General features: G+C 60.1%; 23 protein-coding genes and 3 tRNA genes. 3 read left to right on the forward strand and 23 right to left on the reverse strand.

Annotated features, from left to right (window positions below):
* Positions 1 to 2 precede the first annotated feature (2 nt).
* From DMO26_RS20155 to DMO26_RS20250, 20 genes are all read right to left on the reverse strand, one after another.
* The gene (locus DMO26_RS20155; RefSeq protein WP_117193957.1) at positions 3 to 773 is read right to left on the reverse strand and encodes a biotin--[acetyl-CoA-carboxylase] ligase; all 771 of its coding nucleotides are present in this window, start codon (positions 771 to 773) and stop codon (positions 3 to 5) included.
* 2 nt (positions 774 to 775) lie between these two features.
* Complete coding sequence (nuoN, locus tag DMO26_RS20160) at positions 776 to 2,218, reverse strand: NADH-quinone oxidoreductase subunit NuoN (RefSeq protein ID WP_117193958.1); 1,443 nt, start codon at positions 2,216 to 2,218, stop codon at positions 776 to 778.
* An 18-nt stretch (positions 2,219 to 2,236) separates the two neighbouring features.
* A complete protein-coding gene (locus DMO26_RS20165; protein WP_117193959.1) occupies positions 2,237 to 3,748 on the reverse strand; it encodes an NADH-quinone oxidoreductase subunit M in 1,512 nt (503 codons plus the stop codon).
* The gene (gene nuoL, locus DMO26_RS20170; protein WP_117193960.1) at positions 3,748 to 5,748 is read right to left on the reverse strand and encodes an NADH-quinone oxidoreductase subunit L; all 2,001 of its coding nucleotides are present in this window, start codon (positions 5,746 to 5,748) and stop codon (positions 3,748 to 3,750) included. The genes DMO26_RS20165 and nuoL overlap by 1 nt, the downstream gene beginning before the upstream one ends.
* A 7-nt stretch (positions 5,749 to 5,755) precedes the next feature.
* Positions 5,756 to 6,064 carry an NADH-quinone oxidoreductase subunit NuoK gene (nuoK, locus tag DMO26_RS20175; protein ID WP_007772674.1) on the reverse strand — a complete coding sequence of 103 codons (309 nt, stop codon included), beginning with the start codon at positions 6,062 to 6,064 and terminating at the stop codon, positions 5,756 to 5,758.
* An 84-nt stretch (positions 6,065 to 6,148) separates the two neighbouring features.
* The gene (locus DMO26_RS20180; RefSeq protein ID WP_117193961.1) at positions 6,149 to 6,763 is read right to left on the reverse strand and encodes an NADH-quinone oxidoreductase subunit J; all 615 of its coding nucleotides are present in this window, start codon (positions 6,761 to 6,763) and stop codon (positions 6,149 to 6,151) included.
* Between the two features lie 151 nt (positions 6,764 to 6,914).
* Complete coding sequence (gene nuoI / locus DMO26_RS20185; RefSeq protein WP_085423060.1) at positions 6,915 to 7,406, reverse strand: NADH-quinone oxidoreductase subunit NuoI; 492 nt, start codon at positions 7,404 to 7,406, stop codon at positions 6,915 to 6,917.
* A gap of 40 nt (positions 7,407 to 7,446) precedes the next feature.
* Positions 7,447 to 8,490 carry an NADH-quinone oxidoreductase subunit NuoH gene (gene nuoH / locus DMO26_RS20190; protein ID WP_117193962.1) on the reverse strand — a complete coding sequence of 348 codons (1,044 nt, stop codon included), beginning with the start codon at positions 8,488 to 8,490 and terminating at the stop codon, positions 7,447 to 7,449.
* A gap of 8 nt (positions 8,491 to 8,498) precedes the next feature.
* Positions 8,499 to 10,580 carry an NADH-quinone oxidoreductase subunit NuoG gene (gene nuoG, locus DMO26_RS20195; protein ID WP_117193963.1) on the reverse strand — a complete coding sequence of 694 codons (2,082 nt, stop codon included), beginning with the start codon at positions 10,578 to 10,580 and terminating at the stop codon, positions 8,499 to 8,501.
* A gap of 73 nt (positions 10,581 to 10,653) precedes the next feature.
* On the reverse strand, positions 10,654 to 11,376 hold the full coding sequence (locus tag DMO26_RS20200) for a 5' DNA nuclease (protein ID WP_117193964.1): 723 nt from the start codon (positions 11,374 to 11,376) through the stop codon (positions 10,654 to 10,656).
* Between the two features lie 5 nt (positions 11,377 to 11,381).
* Entirely contained in the window at positions 11,382 to 12,686 is a 1,305-nt protein-coding gene (gene nuoF / locus DMO26_RS20205) for an NADH-quinone oxidoreductase subunit NuoF (protein WP_117193965.1), read from the reverse strand.
* A 3-nt stretch (positions 12,687 to 12,689) separates the two neighbouring features.
* Positions 12,690 to 12,923, reverse strand: a complete 234-nt coding sequence (locus DMO26_RS20210) for a hypothetical protein (RefSeq protein WP_117193966.1) — start codon at positions 12,921 to 12,923, stop codon at positions 12,690 to 12,692.
* A gap of 10 nt (positions 12,924 to 12,933) precedes the next feature.
* Positions 12,934 to 14,091, reverse strand: a complete 1,158-nt coding sequence (locus DMO26_RS20215) for an NADH-quinone oxidoreductase subunit E (RefSeq protein WP_117193967.1) — start codon at positions 14,089 to 14,091, stop codon at positions 12,934 to 12,936.
* A 16-nt stretch (positions 14,092 to 14,107) separates the two neighbouring features.
* Positions 14,108 to 14,371, reverse strand: coding sequence for a hypothetical protein (locus DMO26_RS20220; RefSeq protein ID WP_117193968.1), 264 nt, complete (start codon positions 14,369 to 14,371; stop codon positions 14,108 to 14,110).
* Entirely contained in the window at positions 14,371 to 15,561 is a 1,191-nt protein-coding gene (locus DMO26_RS20225; protein WP_117193969.1) for an NADH-quinone oxidoreductase subunit D, read from the reverse strand. Before DMO26_RS20225 ends, DMO26_RS20220 begins: the two co-directional genes overlap by 1 nt.
* A 72-nt stretch (positions 15,562 to 15,633) precedes the next feature.
* Positions 15,634 to 16,236 carry an NADH-quinone oxidoreductase subunit C gene (locus DMO26_RS20230; RefSeq protein WP_117193970.1) on the reverse strand — a complete coding sequence of 201 codons (603 nt, stop codon included), beginning with the start codon at positions 16,234 to 16,236 and terminating at the stop codon, positions 15,634 to 15,636.
* A gap of 32 nt (positions 16,237 to 16,268) precedes the next feature.
* A complete protein-coding gene (locus DMO26_RS20235) occupies positions 16,269 to 16,850 on the reverse strand; it encodes a NuoB/complex I 20 kDa subunit family protein (RefSeq protein WP_117193971.1) in 582 nt (193 codons plus the stop codon).
* On the reverse strand, positions 16,841 to 17,206 hold the full coding sequence (locus tag DMO26_RS20240) for an NADH-quinone oxidoreductase subunit A (RefSeq protein ID WP_117193972.1): 366 nt from the start codon (positions 17,204 to 17,206) through the stop codon (positions 16,841 to 16,843). Before DMO26_RS20240 ends, DMO26_RS20235 begins: the two co-directional genes overlap by 10 nt.
* 261 nt (positions 17,207 to 17,467) lie before the next feature.
* A tRNA-Asp gene (locus DMO26_RS20245) sits at positions 17,468 to 17,544 on the reverse strand.
* A gap of 61 nt (positions 17,545 to 17,605) precedes the next feature.
* Positions 17,606 to 17,682, reverse strand: a tRNA-Asp gene (locus tag DMO26_RS20250).
* Between the two features lie 263 nt (positions 17,683 to 17,945).
* Here DMO26_RS20250 and DMO26_RS20255 point away from each other — a divergent pair.
* Positions 17,946 to 18,021 (forward strand) — tRNA-Val (locus DMO26_RS20255).
* A gap of 411 nt (positions 18,022 to 18,432) precedes the next feature.
* Positions 18,433 to 19,146 (forward strand): alanine--tRNA ligase-related protein, encoded by a 714-nt coding sequence (locus DMO26_RS20260; protein ID WP_117193973.1) that lies wholly within the window; start codon positions 18,433 to 18,435, stop codon positions 19,144 to 19,146.
* 19 nt (positions 19,147 to 19,165) lie between these two features.
* On the opposite strand, the gene DMO26_RS20265 is transcribed toward DMO26_RS20260, so the two are convergent.
* The 3 genes from DMO26_RS20265 to DMO26_RS20275 form a co-directional block, all read right to left on the reverse strand.
* Positions 19,166 to 19,684 carry a hypothetical protein gene (locus tag DMO26_RS20265; protein WP_117193974.1) on the reverse strand — a complete coding sequence of 173 codons (519 nt, stop codon included), beginning with the start codon at positions 19,682 to 19,684 and terminating at the stop codon, positions 19,166 to 19,168.
* Between the two features lie 112 nt (positions 19,685 to 19,796).
* Positions 19,797 to 20,531: a GntR family transcriptional regulator gene (locus DMO26_RS20270; protein ID WP_117193975.1), complete on the reverse strand. Its 735-nt coding sequence runs from the start codon at positions 20,529 to 20,531 to the stop codon at positions 19,797 to 19,799.
* 217 nt (positions 20,532 to 20,748) lie between these two features.
* Positions 20,749 to 21,288 carry a hypothetical protein gene (locus DMO26_RS20275; RefSeq protein ID WP_117193976.1) on the reverse strand — a complete coding sequence of 180 codons (540 nt, stop codon included), beginning with the start codon at positions 21,286 to 21,288 and terminating at the stop codon, positions 20,749 to 20,751.
* 598 nt (positions 21,289 to 21,886) lie between these two features.
* Here DMO26_RS20275 and DMO26_RS20280 point away from each other — a divergent pair.
* Entirely contained in the window at positions 21,887 to 22,636 is a 750-nt protein-coding gene (locus DMO26_RS20280; RefSeq protein ID WP_162894987.1) for a GntR family transcriptional regulator, read from the forward strand.
* Positions 22,637 to 22,682 lie beyond the last annotated feature (46 nt).

Below are 22,682 nucleotides of genomic sequence, written 5' to 3' on the forward strand. Positions count from 1 at the left end.
GTCTATTCCATTCTTTGAAAAAACACATCACCGGCGGCGATCGGAAGAGCCGCGCCCAGCCCGGTGTCGAGCAGCAGAAATCCTTTGTCATCGATACCTGCGAATGTGCCAACAAGCGAGCGGTCCGGCAGGTTCACGGTGATTTTTTCGCCGATGCCGCAGGCGACCTCGCGCCAGCGGTGGCTGATCTCCGCGGTGCCACGGCCTTCGTCCCATGATTCCAGAACCTCGACCATCTCCCTGAAAAGATGGGCGAAAAGCTCGTCGGGCGAGATGTTGGCGCCGTGGTCGGCAAGCCGGGTCACGGCATAGGCCGGGTTATCCGGCATATGGCGGATATTGATGCCGATGCCGATGACAAGCGCGCGGCGGCCCTCCGGCAGGCCCTCGCCTTCCAACAGGATACCACAGGTCTTGCGGCGGCCGATCAAAACATCGTTTGGCCATTTTACTTCCAGCGGGTCGCCGCCCGGCGGCAAGACCGCGCGGATGGCCGCGTGCACGGCGACGGCAACGGCAAGCGGCAGCGACGCGATGCGTTCGGGCGGTGCGGGATCGATCAGCAGCAGGGAGGCGTAGAGATTGCCGGGCTCCGACGTCCAGGCACGGCCGCGACGGCCGCGGCCGGCGAGCTGGCGGGTGGCGGTGAGCCACAACAAACCGGAATCGCCCGCGCGGGCGCGGGCGAGACATTCGCTATTGGTGGAGCCGACTTCATCAAGCGCTTCGTGGCGAAACGCATCGAGCGAGAAACGGCCGCGTCTTCCGATCATCCTCAGAAGAAGGATTTGGCGGCGGCGTTTGCAGCCGAGCCGATCGGGCCGCCGAACAACACATAGGCCGTAACGAAAAGACCCGAGAGACCGAAGACCAAGCGCAGTTCGCCGGAGATACGGGCGAACTCGCCCTTGGCTTCGTCGAACCACATCAGCTTGACGATACGAAGGTAATAATAGGCGCCGACGACCGAGGAGAGGACGCCGATGACCGCCAGCGCGTAAAGCTTCGCCTCAATCGCCGCCACAAAGACGAAGTACTTGGCGAAGAAGCCAGCGAGCGGCGGGATGCCGGCCATCGAGAACATCAGTGCGGTGAGCACGATCGCCATGAAGGGTTTGGTTGAGGAAAGGCCGGCGAGATCGTCGACATTTTCGACATTGCCGCCTTCCTTGCGACGCATCGCCATGATGCAGGCAAACGTGCCGAGCGTCATGATCATATAGATGGTCATGTAAAGGACGACGCCGGAAACGCCCGTCTCGGAGCCGGCGGCAAGGCCGACCAGAGCATAGCCCATGTGGCCGATCGAGGAATAGGCCATCAGCCGCTTGATGTTGCGCTGGCCGATCGCGGCAAACGAGCCGAGCAGCATGGAGGCGATCGACACGAAGACGATGATCTGGCGCCAGTCGGCAACGATCGGCAGGAAGGCGTCGGAGACGATGCGCACCAGGATCGCCATGGCGGCGACCTTGGGGCCGGCGGCGAAGAAGGCGGTGACGGGGGTCGGCGCACCTTCGTAGACGTCCGGCGTCCACATATGGAACGGCACGGCGGAGATCTTGAAGCAGGCGCCGGCGAGCACGAAGACCATGCCGAAGACGAGACCGAGGCCACGGTGTTCTGCGGTCAGAACCCTGGCGATCTCGTCGAAGCCGGTATTGCCGGTGAAACCGTAGACCAGCGACATGCCGTACAGCATCATGCCGGAAGAGAGCGCGCCGAGGACGAAATATTTAAGGCCCGCTTCGGTGGAGCGCAGGCTGTCGCGATTGAAGGCGGCGATGACATAGAGTGCCAGCGACATCAGTTCGAGGCCGAGATAAAAGGCGATCAGGTCGTTGGCCGAGATCAACAGCAGCATGCCGAGCGTCGAGAGCACCAGCAGCACCGGGAATTCGAAGCGGTTGAGCTGGTCGGACTTCGCGTGGCCGACGGACATGACCATGGCGGTGATCGAGCCGATCAGTGCGAGCACCTTCATGAAGCGGCCGAAGGCGTCGAGTTTGAAGGCGCCGCCATAGGCCTCGCCCTCGCCCGACATGAAGATCAGCCAGAGGCCGGCGACAGCGAGCAGCGCCACGGCAAGGCCGGTCACCGTCGTCGACGACTTGTCGCCGGAGAAGACGCCGATCATCAGGAGAACGAGCGCGCCCACGGCCAGGATAAGCTCCGGCATGGAGAGCTGCAGGCTGAGCGAGAGAATTTCAGCGGTCATGTCCAGTCGTGTCCCGTCTCAGTGCGCGTTGAGCGCAAGGGTTTTCGCCGCGGCCAGGGCTGCGGAATAATTGTTCACCACGAGGTCCACGGAGGCTGCCGTCGCATCGAAGATCGGAGCCGGATAGAAGCCGTAGAAGATGGTGAGTGCGATCAGCGGATAGAGGATGAGCTTCTCGCGGCCGGAAAGATCGAGCAATGCCTTGAGGCTCTCCTTTTCGAGCGCACCGAAGATCACCCGGCGATAGAGCCAGAGCGCGTAGGAGGCCGAAAGGATGACGCCGGTGGCGGCGAAGAGCGCCACCCAGGTATTGACCCGGAAGACGCCGATGATCGTCAGGAATTCGCCGATGAAGCCCGACGTGCCCGGCAGGCCGACATTCGCCATGGTGAAGATCATAAAGGCGACGGCATATTTCGGCATGTTGTTGACGAGGCCGCCATAGGCGGCGATCTCGCGGGTATGGAGGCGGTCGTAGACGACGCCGACGCAGAGGAAGAGCGCGCCGGAGACGATGCCATGCGACAGCATCTGGAAGATCGCGCCCTGGACGCCCTGCACGTTCGCCGCAAAGATGCCCATGGTCACATAGCCCATGTGGGCGACGGAGGAATAGGCGATCAGCTTCTTGATGTCGTCCTGCATCATCGCCACCAGCGAGGTGTAGATGATGGCGATGACGGAGAGCGCGAAAACGAGCGGCGCGAAATAGTCGGACGCGAGCGGGAACATCTGCAGCGAGAAGCGGATGAGACCGTAACCGCCGAGCTTCAGCATGACGCCGGCCAGGATAACGGAGCCCGCGGTCGGCGCCTGGACGTGCGCATCCGGAAGCCAGGTGTGGACCGGCCACATCGGCATCTTGACCGAGAAGGCGGCGAAGCAGGCGAACCAGAGCCAGGTCTGCATGCCGGCCGGGAAGCCGTATTTCAGGAGTTCGGTAATGTCGGTGGTGCCGGCCTGCCAGTACATGGCCATGACCGCGAGCATCATCAGCACCGAACCGGTAAGCGTATAGAGGAAGAACTTGTAGGAGGCGTAGACGCGGTCCTTACCGCCCCACACACCGATGATGACGAACATCGGGATCAGCGTCGCTTCGAAGAAGACGTAGAAGAGGACGATGTCGAGCGAAACGAAGACGCCAACCATGACCACTTCCAGAAGCAGGAAGGCGATCATGTATTCCTTGAGACGCTTTTCGACCGATTCCCAGCTGGCGAGCACGCAGAAGGGCATCAGGAAGGTCGTCAGGATGACGAACAGCATGGAGATGCCGTCGACGCCGAGATGATAGGAGATGCCGGTGCCGAGCCATTCATGCTTCTCGACCATCTGGAAGCCGGGATTCGAATTGTCGAAGCCGATCCAGATGAAGAGCGAGACGATGAAGGTGAAGACCGTCGTGAACAGCGAGACGTTGAGGATATTGCGGCGGCCGAACGGGCCGTCCTCCCGTGTCAGAAGCAGGAGCACGACGCCGACCAGCGGCAGGAAGGTGACCGTCGAGAGAATTGGCCAGTCGGTCATTAGATTGAGCTCCCGAGCATCATCCAGGTGACGAGGGCGGCAATGCCGATCAGCATCGCGAACGCATAGTGATAAAGGTAACCGGACTGCAGCTTGACAACCCGGTTGGTGACGTCGACCACGCGGGCGGCAACGCCGTTCGGGCCGTAGGTGTCGATGACGCCGATGTCACCCTTCTTCCACAGGAACCGGCCGAGCGCCTTGGCGGAACGGACGAAGAGGAAATCGTAGATCTCGTCGAAATACCACTTGTTGAGCAGGAACTCGTAGAGGACCTTCTGCGAGGCGGCGAGACGGCGGGGCGTCGAGGGCGATTTGATGTAGAAGTACCAGGCGGTGACGAAACCGACCAGCATGGCGATGAAGGGGCTCAATGCCACAAGCGCCGGCACGTGATGGAATTCGTGCAGCAGTTCGTTGTGTTCGGAGGTGAACAGCGCACCCTTCCAGAACTCGGCATATTCCTCGCCGTAGAAGTAACCTTCAAAGATCACGCCGGCCAGGACCGCGCCGATCGCCAGGAGATAGAGCGGGATCAGCATGACGTTCGGCGATTCGTGCACGTGGTGCATGACGTCGGCCGAGGCGCGCGGCTTGCCGAAGAAGGTGAGGAAGGCGAGACGCCAGGAATAGAAGCTGGTGAAGAGAGCGGCCACGACCAGCAGCGTGAAGGCAAAGCCCGAGGCGGCCGAATGCGAGGCATAGGCCGCTTCGATGATCACGTCTTTGGAGAAGAAGCCGGCGAAACCGACCGGCGTGAACGGGATGCCGACGCCGGTCAACGCCAGCGTACCGATCGTCATCATCCAGAAGGTGACGGGGATATGCTTCCTGAGGCCGCCCATGTAGCGCATGTCCTGCTCCCCGTCGACGGCATGGATGACCGAACCGGCGCCAAGGAACAGCAGCGCCTTGAAGAAGGCGTGCGTAAACAGGTGGAAGATCGCCGCGCCATAGGCCCCGACGCCGAGTGCGACGAACATGTAGCCGAGCTGAGAGCAGGTGGAATAGGCGATGACGCGCTTGATGTCGTTCTGGACGAGACCGACGGTCGCCGCGAAGAAGGCGGTGATGGCGCCGATGATCGTCACGAAGAGCAAAGCATCCGGCGAAAGCTCGAAGAGCGGCGACATGCGGGCGACGAGGAAGACGCCGGCGGTGACCATGGTCGCCGCATGGATGAGCGCGGAGACCGGGGTCGGGCCTTCCATGGCGTCCGGCAGCCAGGTATGCAGCAGGAACTGCGCCGACTTGCCCATGGCGCCCATGAAGAGCAACAGGCAGACGATGGTCAGCGCGCCGCTTCTGGTCAGCTGCATGCCGAAGATGTTGGCGATGACCTGAGAGGCTTCCGGAGCGCCTTCATGCGGCAGATAGGTGGCGGCGGCCGCAAAGATCGTCTCGAAGCTGATCGAGCCGAACAGCACGAAGACGCCGGCAATGCCGAGCACGAAACCGAAGTCGCCGACGCGGTTGACGATGAAGGCCTTCATCGCAGCGGCCGAAGCCGAAGGCTTCTTGTACCAGAAGCCGATCAGCAGATAAGAGGCGAGACCGACGCCTTCCCAGCCGAAGAACATCTGGGCCAGATTGTCCGACGTGATCAGCATCAGCATCGCGAAGGTGAAGAGCGACAGATAGGCGAAGAAGCGCGGCCGATGCGGATCGTGATGCATGTAGCCGATCGAATAGACATGCACGAGCGTCGAGACGGAGTTGACGACGACGAACATGACCGCCGTCAGCGTATCGATCCTAAAGGCCCATTCGACGTCGATGCCGCCGGACTGGATCCAGCGCATCACTGGAACCTTGATCACCTCGCCGGCCTCGCCATGGGCGAGCGCGACGTTGAAGAAGACGATCCAGGAGAGCACGGCGGCGACGATCATCAGGCCGCTGGTGACGTATTCGGAAGCCTTGGCGCCGATCTGGCGGCCGAACAGGCCGGCGATCAGGAAGCCGATCAGGGGTAAAAAGACGATTGCCTTGTAGATCATGACCCGATCAGCCCTTCATCATATTGACGTCTTCGACCGCGATCGAGCCGCGGTTGCGGTAGAAGACGACAAGAATTGCAAGACCGATGGCGGCTTCCGCGGCCGCGACGGTCAGAATGAACAATGCGAAGACCTGGCCGACGATGTCGTTCAGGAAGGAGGAGAAGGCCACCATGTTGAGGTTGACCGAGAGCAGGATGAGCTCCACCGACATCAGGATGATGATGACGTTCTTGCGGTTCAGGAAAATGCCGAAAACGCCGAGCGTGAAGAGGATGGCGCTGACCGTGAGATAATGGGAAAGACCGATTTCCATTTTTCTTGTTCCTTTTACCCGCCTAGTTCTTCTTCCGGCGCATGTCGTTATCGCAAAACCGCTTCACACTTTTGCGCGACATGCTCACACGCCCTGGCCCGGCTTGACCTTGACCACCTCGACGGCGGTTTCGGGCGTACGGGCAACCTGTCTGGAAACATCCTGGCGCTTGATGTTGGTGCGGTGGCGCAGCGTCAACACGATCGCGCCGATCATCGCCACCAGCAGCACCAGGCCGGCGATCTGGAAGAAGTAGACATAATTCGTATAGAGCACGTCGCCGAGCGCCGCCGTGTTGGTGCGGGTCGCCGGGTTCGGGATCGGCATGGTGATCGCCTTGGCCGCACCCGGCGTCAGCACGCTACCGCCGATGACGACGACAAGTTCAGCTGCGACGATCAGGCCGATCAGGATGCCGATCGGTGCATATTGCAGGACGCCCGAGCGCAGTTCGGCGAAGTCGATGTCGAGCATCATCACGACGAAGAGGAAGAGGACCGCAACGGCGCCGATATAGACGACCAGCAGGATCATCGCCAGGAATTCGGCGCCCGTGAGCAGGAAGAGGCCGGCCGAATTGAAGAAGACCAGGATGAGAAAGAGCACCGAGTGGACCGGGTTTTTGGCCGAAATGACCATGAACGCCGACGCCACCGCGACGAACGCGAAGAGATAGAAGAAGATAGCCTGCAGACCCATCGTGGTGCCTTTTCGTCCCTCAGCCGGGATCGGAGCGGACGCCCCTACCCGTCGAAACCCGGTTGCCTGATACGCACCGGGCATTTCATCCAGATGTCACCGGCGCATTGCTCGCTGAATGGGAGCTGCACCGGGAAGAATGCGTCCCGCCTCAGCGGTAGGGCGCATCCAGAGCGATGTTGCGGGCGATCTCCCGCTCCCAGCGATCGCCGTTTTCCAGCAGCCGCGCCTTGTCGAAGTAGAGTTCTTCGCGCGTTTCGGTCGAGAACTCGAAGTTCGGGCCCTCGACGATCGCGTCGACCGGGCAGGCTTCCTGGCAGAAACCGCAATAGATGCACTTCACCATGTCGATGTCGTAACGCACCGTGCGGCGGGTGCCGTCGTTGCGGCGCGGACCCGCCTCGATGGTGATCGCCTGGGCAGGACAGATCGCCTCGCACAGCTTGCAGGCGATGCAGCGCTCCTCGCCGTTCGGATAACGGCGCAGCGCATGTTCGCCGCGGAAGCGCGGAGAGACCGGCCCCTTCTCGAACGGATAGTTGATCGTCGCCTTCTGCTTGAAGAAGTAACGCATCGACAGGAAGAACGCCCCGACGAACTCCTTCAGGAACAGCGAATTCACGGCTTGGCCGAGACTTGCCATGTTTATTCTCCAATGATGCCGGAAGCGGGAACGGTCACGATCATGCCCATCCCATCAGCTTCAGCACGAATGCGGTAATGACGACCATGGCGAGCGACAGCGGCAGGAAGATCTTCCAGCCCAGCCGCATGAGCTGGTCGTAGCGGTAGCGCGGAACGAAGGCCTTCACCATGGCAAACATGAAGAAGACGAAGCCCGCCTTCAGCACGAACCAGATGATGCCCGGCACCCAGTTGAGGATGGCGATATCGACCGGCGGCAGCCAGCCGCCGAGGAAGAGGATCGTGGTCAGCGCGCACATCAGGCAGATCGCCGCGTATTCGCCGAGCATGAACATCATGTAGGGGGTGGAGCCGTATTCGACCATGAAGCCGGCGACCAGTTCCGATTCCGCTTCCGGAAGGTCGAAGGGCGGGCGGTTCGTTTCGGCGAGCGCCGAGATGAAGAACACCACGAACATCGGGAACAGCGCCAGCCAGTGCCAGTCGAGGAACGAGGCCGGTAGGCCCATCATCGTGCCGAGGCCATCGTGCTGGGCGTTGACGATGTCGGTCAGGTTCAGCGAACCGACGCAGAGCAGCACAGTGACGATGACGAAGCCGATCGAGACTTCGTAGGAGACCATCTGCGCCGCCGAGCGGAGCGCGCCGAGGAAGGGGTATTTCGAGTTCGAAGCCCAGCCGCCCATGATGATGCCGTAGACTTCGAGCGAGGAGATCGCAAAGACATAGAGGATGCCGACATTGATGTTGGCGATGACCCAGCTATCGGCGAGCGGAATGACCGCCCAGGTGGCGAGAGCCAGCGTCACGGCGACGAGCGGAGCAAGCAGGAAGACGCCCTTGTTGGCGCCCGCCGGAATGACCGGCTCCTTGAAGACGAACTTCAAAAGGTCGGCGAAAGACTGGAACAGACCGAAGGGGCCGACGACGTTCGGGCCCCGGCGCAGCTGGACGGCTGCCCAGATCTTGCGGTCGGCAAGCAGGATATAGGCGATGAAGACGAGCAGGCAGACCAAAAGCAGCAGGGACTGCGCCACCATGATGATGCCCGGCCAGACATAGATGGAAAAGAACGAATCCATGTGCAAAATTACTCCGCCGCAGCCTGGAAATTGTTGCGGGCCAATGCCGAGCATTCCGCCATGACGGCGGATGCGCGAGCGATCGGGTTCGTCAAATAGAAGTCTTTGATCGGAGACGCAAACCCGGACTTCGTCATTGTCCCAGCTTTCTGACCGAGTGCGGCAATTTCGTTCACCGAGCCGGCCGCGATCTCGTCGATGGCGGCGAAATGCGGGTAGTCCGCATAAAGTTTCGCGCGCAGGGCGCTCAGCGAATCAAACGGCAGCTTGGCTCCGAGCACGTCGGAAAGGGCGCGGATGATCGCCCAGTCTTCGCGGGCCTCGCCCGGCGCGAAGCCGGCACGGTTGCCCATCTGGACGCGGCCTTCGGTATTGACCCAGGTGCCTGACTTTTCCGTATAGGCCGCACCCGGCAGGATGACGTCGGCATTGTGCGCGCCGGCATCGCCGTGGCTGCCAATATAGACCGTGAACTTGGCGCCCTTCTTGGAGAAATCGAGTTCATCGGCGCCGAGCAGGAAGAGGACGTCCATGCCGGCGAGCTGCGCGCTCGCATCCGCGCCGTTTGCACCCGGCACGAAGCCGAGGTCGAGGCCGCCGACACGGGCGGCTGCGGTGTGGAGGACGGCAAAGCCGTTCCACTCTTCCGTGAGCGCGCCGACCGAACCGGCCAGCTGGGCGGCGGAGCTAAGGATAGCCGCACCGTCCGGACGGGAGAGAGCCCCTTGCCCCACGATGATCATCGGGTTCTTGGCGCCGCGCAGCTTGTCGGCGAAAGCATTGGCGCCCGACGCGAGGGCGGAGAGCGTCTCCGGGCCGGCGCCGAGATAGTCATAGACATAGCGCAGTTCGCTGACTTCGCCGATCACGCCGATCGGGAAGTTGCCGCGACGGAAGCGCTTGCGGATACGGGCGTTGAGGACGGCGGCTTCGAGGCGCGGATTGGCGCCAACCAGAAGCAGTGCGCCGGCCTGTTCGATGCCTTCGATGGTCGGATTGAAGATGTAGCTTGCGCGGCCGAGCGACGGATCAAGCGCCGTCCCGTCCTGGCGACAGTCGAGGTTTTCCGACCCGAGCGAGCGGATCAGTTCCTTCAAGGCGTACATTTCTTCCACCGAAGCCAGATCGCCGGCGATCGCGCCGATCTTGTTCGCCGACGCGCCGGATACCGCAGCCTTGATGGCGGCGAAGGCTTCGCCCCAGGAGGCGGCGGTCAGGCGGCCGTTCTTGCGGACGTAGGGACGATCGAGGCGCTGGGTCTTCAGCCCGTCCCAGATGAAGCGGGTCTTGTCGGAAATCCACTCCTCGTTCACCTGCTCATTGACGCGCGGCATGATGCGCATCACTTCGCGGCCGCGGGTATCGACGCGGATCGCCGAGCCGACGGCATCCATGACGTCGATCGATTCGGTCTTGCCGAGCTCCCACGGGCGGGCGGTGAAGGCGAAGGGCCTTGAGGTCAGCGCGCCGACCGGGCAAAGGTCGATCACATTGCCCTGCAGTTCCGAGGTCATGGCGCTTTCGAGATAGGTGGTGATCTCGGCATCCTCGCCGCGGCCGATCAGGCCGAGCTCGGAAATGCCGCCGACTTCGGTCGTGAAGCGGACGCAGCGCGTGCAGTGAATGCAGCGGTTCATCACGGTCTTGACCAGCGGACCGATATACTTGTCTTCGACGGCGCGCTTGTTTTCCGTGTAGCGGGAACTATCGATGCCGAAGGCCATCGCCTGGTCCTGCAGGTCGCATTCGCCGCCCTGGTCGCAGATTGGGCAATCCAGCGGATGGTTGATCAGCAGGAATTCCATCACGCCTTCGCGGGCCTTCTTGACCATCGGCGTGTTGGTGAAGACTTCCGGCAGCTCGCCGTTCGGGCCGCCGCGGATGTCGCGCACGCCCATGGCGCAGGAGGCCGCCGGCTTCGGCGGGCCGCCCTTCACCTCGATCAGGCACATGCGGCAATTGCCGGCGACCGAAAGACGTTCGTGGAAACAAAAGCGCGGGACTTCGGCACCGGCTTCCTCGCATGCCTGGAGCAGCGTGAAATGATCCGGAACCTCGACCTCTTTGCCGTCAACCTTCAGCTTAACCATCGTCTCACTTACGTCCTCAGTTCCATCCTTCGGGTCTCCCTGGCTTGCGGCGACTCGCGGGACTTAATCCTTTTTATTTCAGCAGAGCTTTCGCCTGGCCGACCCAATCGTCGCGGCCGATGCGCCCTTCAAAACCCAGTTCCTTGTCGAAACGGGCGATATCCTTGTCGGTCCAGGCAGCAACCTCGGCAAGGCTCGTCACGCCCATGCCCTTCAGGATGCCTTCAAGCTTCGGGCCGATGCCCGAAATCCGTTTCAGGTCGTCGCTGCCGGCCGCCACCTTCGAAACCTTCGGCCTGGCAGGCGCCTTCGCAGCAGCTTTCGGCGCTGGCTGAGCCTTCACCTCGGCCTTTTCGGGAGCTTTTGCAGGAGCAGCCTTCGCGACGGCCTTCTTTTCCGCCACCGGCTTTGCCGGCGGCGCCTTGCGCACGGGTTTTGCCTTTTCGGCGGGCGCGGCCGGCTCTGCGGCGACGGCACCGGCGGCAACCATCGTCTCTGCCGCAACGGAAGCCTCGGTCTCGGCCGCAGCTTCGGGCTCCGAAGCCTGCGCATTCTGCCGGTTGGTCGTCTCCATCGCGCTCTGCAATGCGCCGAAGAAGGCGCCGGCCATCTGGTTTGCGAAGCCGAAGCCGATCGCGGTCGCAGCAGCCATCGCGGCCGCCGGATGGGCGAGAAGCGGGTTCAGCGACAGGGCTTCCGAAAAATAGGGCATGTCCGAGAAACGGGACGGACGCGTGGGATCGAGCGCCGGATGATCCGCCGCATGCTTTTCCTGCTCGTTGCCCGTTTTCGTCACAGCCGTTACTCCGCAGCTTCCATGACGGCGCCGTGCGCCATGGCGTTGTAGGTGTATTGGTCGATGCGTTTTTCGATCTCATCGCGGAAATTGCGGATGAGGCCCTGGACCGGCCAGGCGGCGGCATCGCCGAGCGCACAGATGGTGTGTCCCTCGATCTGCTTCGTCACCTGGAACAGCATGTCGATTTCGCGCTTCTGGGCATTGCCCTTCACCATGCGCTCCATGACGCGCCACATCCAGCCCGTGCCTTCGCGGCACGGCGTGCACTGGCCGCAGCTTTCGTGCTTGAAGAAGGCCGAAAGGCGGGCGATCGCCTTGATGATGTCCGTCGACTTGTCCATGACGATGATCGCAGCCGTGCCGAAGGACGACTTCTTGTCGCGCATGCCGTCGAAGTCCATGATCGCGTCGCCCATGTCCTCGCCCCGGATGACCGGGCAGGATGCGCCGCCCGGAATGACGGCGAGCAGATTGTCCCAACCGCCGCGGATGCCGCCGGCATGCTTTTCGATCAGTTCGCGGAACGGGATGCCCATGGCCTCTTCGACCGTGCAGGGCTTGTTCACATGGCCCGAGATCATGAAGAGCTTGGTGCCGACATTGTTCGGACGGCCGATCGAGGAGAACCAGCCGGCGCCGCGGCGCAGGATGGTCGGGGCAACGGCGATCGATTCGACGTTGTTGACCGTCGTCGGGCAGCCGTAGAGGCCCATATTGGCCGGGAACGGCGGTTTCAGGCGCGGCTGGCCCTTCTTGCCTTCGAGGCTTTCGAGCAGGGCCGTCTCCTCGCCGCAGATATAGGCGCCGGCGCCGTGATGCACGTAGATGTCGAAATCCCAACCGAGCTTGTTGTTGCCGCCGAGAAGGCCGTAGTCGTAGCACTCGTCGATCGCCGCCTGCAGGGCCTCGCGCTCGCGCATATATTCGCCGCGCACGTAGATATAGGCGGTATGGGCGCCCATGGCGAAACCGGCGATGACGCAGCCCTCGATCAGCGTGTGCGGATCGTGGCGCATGATTTCGCGGTCCTTGCAGGTGCCCGGCTCCGATTCGTCGGCATTGACGACGAGGTAATGCGGACGGCCGTCGCTCTCCTTCGGCATGAAGGACCACTTGAGACCGGTCGGGAAGCCTGCGCCACCGCGACCGCGAAGACCGGAGGCCTTCATCTCGTTGATGATCCAGTCCCTGCCCTTTTCGAGGATTTCCTTGGTGCCGTCCCAATGGCCGCGACTCATCGCGCCCTTCAAGGACTTGTCCCTGAGGCCGTAGATATTGGTGAAGATGCGATCCTGGTCTTTGAGCATGGCTTATTCCGCCGGTTCTCCGATTATGTCGAGGCGCTTTTCGATGCGCGTCACACGCTGATCTAAGCGACCTAGAGTTTGATAGATGTTTGCAACATCCACATGGACGGCATTCATCTGCGTCGTCAGCGACGTCAGCCGGTTGTCCATGCCTTCGAGCCTATGCTCGATGTTGGACAACCGTCCCTGCATCGGCTTCAAGACTTCGTAGATCAGATCGTTGGTGACTTCCGCCATCTTCTCTTCCTCAGCGCGGCTTCTTGCCGAAGACTTTAATGTATTCGGCTTCGCCGCCTCTGGCCAGCGCGTCAGCCTGCTTGACCCAATCATCCCGCTCGATGCGGCCGCGGAAATTCAGATAACCATCGGCCCATTCGATCTCGTCCTGCGTCCAGGCGGCGATCTGCGCGAAGGTGAAGATGCCGATGTCGTGAAGCGTCGCCTCGATCTTCGGGCCGACACCGGAAATCAACTGCAGGTCGTCCGGCGCTGCCGGCTTTTCGATGCCCTTGGGGCGCCGAGGGTCGTCGAGCGACGGCTTTTCGACCTTGGCGGCAGGTTTTGCGGCGGAAGCGTCCGCCTCCCCGCTCTTCGCCGTACCGGACAGCGGCTGGGTTTCAGCTGCCTTGGCGTTTGCCGCGGAAGCGGCCGGTGCGGTTGCGGGCGTCTTCAGCTTCGGATCGGTCTCGGCAGCCGTATCCTTGGGACGGCCCGCGTCGGCCGGCGGCACGCTTGCGGCAGTCGCCGCCTCTTCCGCCGTCGGCTGCGGTTCCAGATTGGTGCGGACCGGTTTCACCTCTTCGAGAAGCGTCAGCGCGCCGCCTTCCGGAGCGGCGAAATGGCGGTCGATCTGCGGGCCGGGCTTCACTTCGTGACCCTTGCCGGCTTCGAAGGCATCAATGATCGCTTCCAGGCGCTCCGGCGTCAGATCCTCGTAGGCATCCTTGAAGATGATGACCATCGGCGCGTTGACGCATGCGCCCTGACACTCGACCTCTTCCCACGACAGCGTGCCGTCGGCGTTGAGCGCGAATGGATCGTGATGGATCTTGTGCTGACAGACCTTCATCAGCTCTTCGGCACCGCGCAGCATGCAGGGCGTCGTGCCGCAGACCTGGATATGGGCGCGGGTACCGACCGGCTTCAGTTGGAACTGGGTATAGAAGGTCGCGACTTCGAGGACGCGGATATAGGGCATATCGAGCTTGTTGGCGACGAACTCGATCGCTGCGCGGGTGACCCAGCCGTCCTGTTCCTGCGCGCGCATCAGCAGCGGAATGACGGCCGACTGCTGCCGGCCCGCCGGATATTTCCTGATCGTTGCCTCGGCCCAGACGGCATTTTCGTCATTGAAGGCGAATATTGCCGGCTGCACCTGGTCTTCGGCTAATCGACGAACGGACATTCTTTTCCACGCCTTATCAGTTTATGGATCCACACCGCGATTTCGTGAGCGACACGAATTCGCAGGCATAGGCAGACTTTTCTTTCTGCATGAACACTATGAACTTTGTTCCGTTGGGCACGGAGGCTTTGATCTCATATCCCTCGGACAGGAGATCTCCCATCGATTTCGATCCGCCGGAGGCCGTCGCGCCGCCAAGCACCTCGGCCGACTGTCCTTGCTGCGCAAGGGCAGCCGAGGCGGCGAGGAACATGCCAGCGATGGCGGCGGCGCGGATCATCAGCGGTCCACCTCGCCGAACACGATATCGAGCGAACCGAGGACGGCCGAGACGTCCGCCAGCTGGTGTCCCCGACAGATGAAATCCATGGCCTGGAGATGGGCATAACCCGGCGCACGGATCTTGCAGCGATAGGGCTTGTTGGTGCCGTCGGCGACGAGGAAGACGCCGAACTCGCCCTTCGGGGCTTCAACGGCCGCATAAACCTCGCCGGCCGGCACGTGATAGCCTTCGGTATAGAGCTTAAAGTGGTGGATCAGCGCTTCCATGGAGCGCTTCATCTCGCCGCGCTTCGGCGGCACCACCTTGCCGTCCGTCGACGAGAACGGGCCGGTCTTGGCGTCGGAGAGCAGGCGGTTGACGCATTGCTTCATGATCTTGCAGGCTTCGCGCATTTCGATCATGCGGATCAGGTAACGGTCGTAGCAATCGCCGTTCTTGCCGATCGGGATGTCGAAATCGAGTTCGGAATAACATTCGTAGGGCTGCGAGCGGCGCAGGTCCCAGGCGGCACCCGAACCGCGGACCATGACGCCCGAAAAGCCCCAGGCCCAGCAATCCTCCAGCTTCACGACGCCGATATCGACGTTACGCTGCTTGAAGATGCGGTTACCAGTCAGCAATTCGTCGATGTCGTCGAGCTTCGCCGGGAATTCGTCGCACCACTTGCCGATATCCTCGACCAGTTCATGCGGCAGGTCCTGATGGACGCCACCCGGACGGAAATAGGCGGCATGCATGCGCGCGCCGCTGGCGCGCTCGTAGAATACCATCAGCTTTTCACGCTCTTCGAAGCCCCAGAGCGGCGGCGTCAGCGCGCCGACGTCCATGGCCTGGGTCGTGACGTTGAGAAGATGGGAGAGGATGCGGCCGATTTCCGAATAGAGCACGCGGATCAGCTGGCCGCGGATCGGGATCTGGATGTTGAGCAGCTTCTCGACGGCCAGCGCGAAAGCGTGCTCCTGGTTCATCGGCGCCACGTAATCGAGGCGATCGAAATAAGGAACCGCCTGCAGATAGGTCTTGGCCTCGATCAGCTTTTCGGTGCCGCGGTGCAGCAGGCCGATATGCGGATCGACACGCTCCACGATTTCGCCATCAAGCTCCAGCACAAGACGGAGAACGCCGTGCGCCGCAGGGTGCTGGGGCCCAAAGTTGATATTGAAGTTGCGAACGTTATGTTCAGTCATTGCTGCTTGCTCCGTGCCCATCGGGCGTCAAGCGGAAAGAAGTACGGTTAGGCCGGCGCAGACGCGCCAGTCTCAGGCCTTGGCTTTTTCGTCACCCGGCAGCACGTAATCTGTGCCTTCCCAGGGAGATAGGAAGTCGAAATTGCGAAATTCCTGGCGTAGCTCGACGGGTTCGTAGACGACACGCTTGGCGTTGTCGTCGTAGCGAACCTCGACGAAACCGGTCGTCGGGAAGTCCTTGCGTAGCGGATGGCCTTCGAAACCGTAATCCGTCAGGATGCGGCGCAGATCCGGATGGCCGGTGAACATGATGCCATACATGTCCCAGGCTTCGCGCTCGAACCAGTCGGCACCCGGATAAACGGCGCAGGCAGACGGCACCGGCTCGTCTTCAGCGGTGGCCACCTTGACGCGGATGCGCAGGTTCTGGCGCGGCGATAGGAGATGGTAGACGACGTCGAAGCGCTTTTCGCGCGCCGGATAGTCCACGCCGCAGATGTCGATAAAGCTGACGAAAGCGCACTGTACGTCGTCGCGCAGGAAGGTCAGCAGCGGAATCAGGTTCTCGCCCGATGTCGTCAGGGTCAGTTCGCCATAGGCGAGCACCGCATCCTGCACGAGCGCCGGGCGCGCTTCGCGGATATAGATCGAAAGCTCGTTCAGGGCTTCACTCATTGTCTTGTCCTATCACCCTTGCCTTTCGGCCCTCAGCGCTCGATCGTGCCGGTCCGCCGGATCTTCTTCTGCAGCAGAAGCACGCCGTAAAGCAGCGCTTCCGCCGTGGGGGGACAGCCCGGAACGTAGATATCGATCGGCACGACGCGGTCGCAGCCACGCACCACCGAATAGGAATAATGGTAATAACCGCCGCCATTGGCGCAGGAGCCCATGGATATGACGTAACGCGGCTCCGGCATCTGGTCATAGACCTTGCGGAGCGCCGGCGCCATCTTGTTGGTTAGGGTTCCGGCAACGATCATCACATCCGACTGGCGTGGGCTGGCGCGCGGCGCAAAACCGAAGCGCTCGACGTCGTAACGCGGCATGGAAAGCTGCATCATCTCGACCGCGCAGCAGGCGAGGCCGAAAGTCATCCACATCAGCGAACCGGTGCGGGCCCAGTTGATCAGCTCGTCCGTAGAGGTGACGAGAAAACCCTTATCGGCGAGCTCGTTGTTGATCCCGCCGAAGAACGCGTCGTCGCTGCCGATGGGCTTGCCGGTATTCGGATCAATGATCCCCTTCGGCTGTGGCGCGACGAGAGTGCTGCCGCTGTCGACTACTCCCATTCCAGCGCTCCTTTCTTCCATTCATAAATAAAGCCGATCGTCAGGACGCCCAGGAAAACCATCATGGACCAGAAGCCGAACCAGCCAAGATCGCCGAACGACACCGCCCAGGGGAAAAGAAACGCCACCTCGAGGTCGAAGATGATGAAGAGGATCGAGACGAGGTAGAATCGGATGTCGAACTTCATGCGCGCATCGTCGAATGCATTGAAACCGCACTCGTAAGCCGACAGCTTTTCCGAATCGGGCGCCTTATAGGCGACTGCAAAGGGCGCAACCAGAAGCGCGATACCAATCACCAGGGAAATACCGATGAAAATCGCGATCGGGATGTAGGAAGTGAGAAGTTCACTCATTATATTCTATCCCAGCTTGCCTGAAGCGCCGAGCGGCGCTTGATTCAATGCGCGGGCAAAGCGAACGTGCATTGCAACAACGCCGTGGTTAGCGCAGCCGAAGCCCCGGCGCAAGCGTTTTGAATGTCGCATCCCGTGCCAAAATGGAGCAATTTAAACGTTTGGCACCGACCGTATCACCGCAACAACCATAAGCCCTGGACATGAAGGGCGAGCGAATACGCTATAAGCCCGAAAAGATATGCATCCGAAGGAGTTAAATGGCGCGAGTGACGGGGCTCGAACCCGCGACCTCCGGCGTGACAGGCCGGCACTCTAACCGACTGAGCTACACCCGCGCATAATGCCGACGTCGGCATGCTTCCAGGCAAAACCAGGAAGCGGATTTCGAGGCGGAGATGGCGCGAGTGACGGGGCTCGAACCCGCGACCTCCGGCGTGACAGGCCGGCACTCTAACCGACTGAGCTACACCCGCGCATTACTCGTGAAGCCGAAGCCTCATCACCGGCGGCCTCGACCGTCCGGTTGAGCGGCTCTCTAAGGGGTTCGGGATTGGGTGTCAAGCAGGTTTCAAGACAAAAGGATGACGCCTCGTCGCTTTGCCCGTTCCCACCCTTGTTCCGGCGGCCCTCCCCAAAAATTTCAAAAAAACATCATGAAAGCTCTTGCGGTTTTTCCACGATCCGCATAGATCACGGCCACCGACGCGGCGGGACCTCAACGCCCCGCCAAGCGAGCGGGCGATTAGCTCAGTTGGTAGAGCGCCTCGTTTACACCGAGGATGTCGGGAGTTCGAGTCTCTCATCGCCCACCATTCTTGCCATATCGCTCCGTTTTTTTGCTCCGTTTGCCTGGTTGTGACTTGTGTTGTCTCCGGTGATTTTGAGCCGGAGAGCGGCAGCGTTAATATCGATAATAATCTCGCCGGCCAGCTCGATAAGAAACGGGATGAACCAATGGCCTCGGACCGCCGTTAGACCGTCCGGATTGCCTGTCGTTCAAAGCCGTTCTTGCGGCGAGTGATGAAGCCACAAACTGCGCATCGTTTCCAGACAATGTGTCTAGGCTTTGAATAGAGGCCCCAGGCTCGCAGCCAATGCCAATAGCCGGCTACTGGAAAAACAATTTGGTCTGCTGAAAATTTTCGTTTGATTGTGACAGGGTGTTCGGAATTAAATCCATTTAAAGTTGCCGTTCCAGTCGCGCTCGGTCCTTAGAGACATTCATGTCAACGCGTCTTGAGTTCCTTGACGATCCGTATCAGGTCGAAACCGAAGCTTTCGTGTTATCCCGGCGAGGCAATCAGCTAATTCTGGATCGTTCCGTGTTTTATCCCGGTATCGGCGTTTCTCCTGCCGATCAGGGCGTCATCATCCTCGACGCCAAGCGCCAAGTGAAAGTCAATCGCAGCGATTGGCACGACGAGCAGCCAGGCATCCTCGTCCATTTTTGCGAGGCACTTCCCGAAGACGTAGCTCCGGGCACCAAAGTCATCGCCAGAATCGATTGGGGATCGCGTTTTGCGGCGATGCGGACGCACACGGCCCTGCACCTAGTATCGGTCGCCCTACCCTATCCTATGATCGAGGGAGAGATCCATGCCGGCTGGGGAAGCGCCACCTTCGAAGTCGATTCCACTGGTCTGGGCGCCCGGGAGCTTGAAAACGTGGTGCAGGATCTGGTGCAGCGGAAGCTGCCGGTCAAAGCGATATGGACCTTGCCGCCGTTGCGCGGCCGCCGGGTCAACGTCGGCTCCTTCGCCTGGCCGGGATCGAACGGCAAGGTGCGCGCAATCAGCATCGACGACGTCGATGAGCAACCCTGCGATGGCCTACATGTCCGCAACACTTTTGAGCTTGGCCAGGTGGAGATCACCGATCTTCGCCGGCTGGAAGGCAGGGGCTATCTTTGCGAACTGCGCATCGCAGATGCCGGTTAGCGCGGCGATTCGACCAGGTTCAAGGTTCGGCCCGTGGCACGAGGTGAAGCCTTGGCCTGCAGACCTTCGGCGGGCGGCCGTTGACGATGTCGCAGCGCCGCTGCAAGCGCTCGGCGAGAATTGATCCTGCCCTTTCCATGGCGCGGCCGGTGAGCGCCGTCACCAGATCAGCCGTTTCCCTGAGTATCTGAAGACAAAGTGTCGGTTCGAGATATTCCTGTAGGCGGAAATCATGCGTTCTTTCGAGAATCTCCCAATGCTGCCGCATTAGAGCATGATTTCCAGACAAGGACCCGATCCGTTCGTCCAATCGTTCCTGGAAGATGATGACGACCTCCCCTTCCGCGGCCGAGGCATCCGAATAAAACGGCGCGTAACTCCAATCGGTTACGATTGCCGGTGGACGCAACCCGACAAGGGTGAACTCCGCGATATTCTTTTCGATTGCAAAACGCTGAAATGCATATTCGATTTCGAAATCGTTCTGCAGGCCTCGACCTTTTTCGATCGAACCGAATCCCGTGGAAAGCAGGCCCATGGAACTTTCCCTTTTGCCTATTCAGGCGATAGAACCTCTCGCGATCGGACGCCCACCCCTGCCCTTGTCGGATCGTTCTCGAGACCGCCTCCGACGACGCCGATAAGCGACGTTAATCCAGCAGGTTCAGCCAGTTTGCACTCGCATTGGCGGAGCGAAGATTTCCTTCCTTCACAAGTTCATAGAGGATATCAATCTTGCTCTTGAATTGCCGATTGAGATTGGCGATTGCACCCTTTGCCTGCCTCCGGTCCAAAAGCTCCACGAGTTCGCCCATATCGTCAGCGATTTGTGTAAACCGATCAGGACGCTGAAGATCCAGATAGCGCACAAGGCCCGTCCGACTGTTGAAGGCGTGAACGACCTGCTGATATTTCCTATTGCCGGCCATCTTCGCAACGCCCTCGTACAGTTCCTCGATGAAGTCTTTGAAGAGCAGGGCGATATCTGCATGGTCGGCGGAGGGCGTCGAGAAGACGGGGAACTTCGGAAGCCCAAGATGCACCTTTCGGACCATTTCCATGTCGGCATCGATAACATGCCGAAGGATGGTCAATGCCAGATCATAGTCTTCCGCGATTTCCTCGACATTCAAGGGTTTGGAAAAATAACCGCTGCCGGGAATGTTTAAAATGACATCCTCGATCGCAAGGTGAATGAGAGCTTCCCGCACGGGCGTCCTGCTCATGCTGAGCCGTTGAGCAAGAATACCGGCATCGAGCTTCGTGTGGGGAGGCACTTTTTGAGAAACCAAGAGATGTTTTAATCGGGCATAGACCTGGCCGGTCTTGAAGCGATCGGATACTCCCCTCTCCTCGCTACCGTCATTTTCACGATACATATACATCTGTTCCTCCAAGCCAGGGGTGACGGGGTGTGTCTACCCTCAGCTTTTGCACGCGGAGCGCACCTCTGGCGAAACCGGTGAGGCGAGCCCAATGCTACCGCTATCAGTTATTGTCCGGCATGCAGCCTCACCGCGACGCCAGTCCGAGACGTGCACGGAACATATTATACGTAGAGTAAGTTGCATAGTCACATTTCTGTCGTAAGGCGAATTCCCCCTACGGAATCGTGAGTTTTCTAGCGAATATGTCTATCCAGCGAAGCCGCGCTTCAAGGCTGGCGTTTAATGCATTTACAACCTGCCGTTTTGCACACGTGCGCAACGCCGTCACCAGATCAGCCGTCAGATGCAGAGCCTCCGGCGCAGTATCGGCGTTCAGGAGTTCGAACTCCCGGAACGCTCTTGATCGCTCGTTGAACGCCCATATTTCGCGCAGCATTCGATTGTTGCGCGCCAGCATCGTGATGCGGTCATGTAAATGATCCTGGAAAATCACGACTTCCAGGCTGATGCCTGCAGGCAGTGACACCGATGGGGCGCCTGAAACACTTTCCAAAACAGCCGGAACCCGTAGACCGGCAAATGTGAAGGAACCGATCTCCTTGCGAACAGCATATTTCATAAGCACATACGCAAAATCGAAGTCGTCGCGCAGCATTTTCAGGGCGTCATGAGAAGAATATCCCTCTGGTAAATGCATTCCCGAACCCTTCAAGGAAGAAATCCGCGCGCCGGCATCCTCCGCAATCTGCGCCAAACAACCGCTTTATTCATCTGGTTGCAAGCCTCTTCCGGCAATTGCCAAACCTGCTCTCCTACATTTTCCGGAGACGAAACTTCCGATCAACAGAATTACTCCGGCCCGTGGCTGCACCAACCGTCCGTTCCGTCAGCCGCGCTCTTCCGTCATGCACATTCCAGCGTATATGCAGCTATTGATATATATCCGCACCTGCCTTCAAAATATGGGGCACACCGTGTAAAGGCGGATATTCGCGAGATATATCCACGTATTATTCGGATATATCGATGTATATTCAATTATATCATATTATAATCTTGCAAACATATTTATTTTTAGCAAACCTGAACTTCATGAAGATTAGATGACAATGACCGAGGTGAAATCGATATTCACAGGTGCTAGGGCTCGATGACAATCCGGCAATGACTTGATGCCATCCGGGCAATCACCTAGCTGCCATGGGCATCGAAGCCGCTGTTTGTGCACCCAGACGCGATGAAGGGCGATGTCGGAACGACCCAAAAGCTTCCGGCTTTCCGCGCAGCAGCGGGACGCCCCATTACTCGAATGCATGCAACGCCTACCTGAGTTGATGGAGCACCGAATTCCTATGCAATACGAGACATTGAAACTTCGCCGCCAGAAGGAAACCGACGATCGACCCGATGTTATTTACGCACTTCTGAAGGATTACATCATCAACGGCACGAATATCCCGGGAGAACGATTGAACATCGTCGAACTCGCGGACGTATTGAAGGTGAGCCTTACGCCCGTCCGGGAAGCGCTGATCAGGCTGACCTCCGAACGCCTGGTGACTTCGGTCCCGAACAAGGGTTTTTTCCTGAAATCGCCGTTGCTGGAAGAGCTTCTGCAGCTTCATGAACTGGCGACCGTCGTTCTCGGTACCTGCGCAGGCAAACAGCCTCAGGCTTCGATCCGAGGCCAGATGCAGGCGTGGAAGCAACAATTCGAAACGATGTCCGGCCAAACCGCCCGCCTCGGTACCGACACCGACCTGACCGGGACGATGGAAGCATTATGGCTGGCGATCGCTGCACTCGGCGGCAATCTCGAATTTCGCGAGATCATCCAGAACTTCAATGATCGAACCCATTTCATAACGATTCTGGAAGTGGATGATCCGGAAATCCGCGAAGCATTGTCGTCGCACCTAACAAGACTGCTCGACGCGATGATCGAGGGAGGATCGACGAGAGATGCCGTGCACGAAATCTTTGCCCTGAAGACTTCAGCCCTGCCCCGCCTCGTCATGGAAAGCCTCGCCCGATCCTTCGGGATTGCGCATGCCTCGGGAAGGCCGTTTCAAGCCGCTTCACTCCGCCCTAAAGTCGCTTGACGGCGTCGCCCTTTCCCCATCGATAATCGACTGGCGGAAGGAAGCG

Origin of the sequence: Rhizobium terrae, assembly GCF_003425685.1 — a bacterium.
Taxonomy (GTDB): Bacteria; Pseudomonadota; Alphaproteobacteria; order Rhizobiales; family Rhizobiaceae; genus Neorhizobium; species Neorhizobium terrae.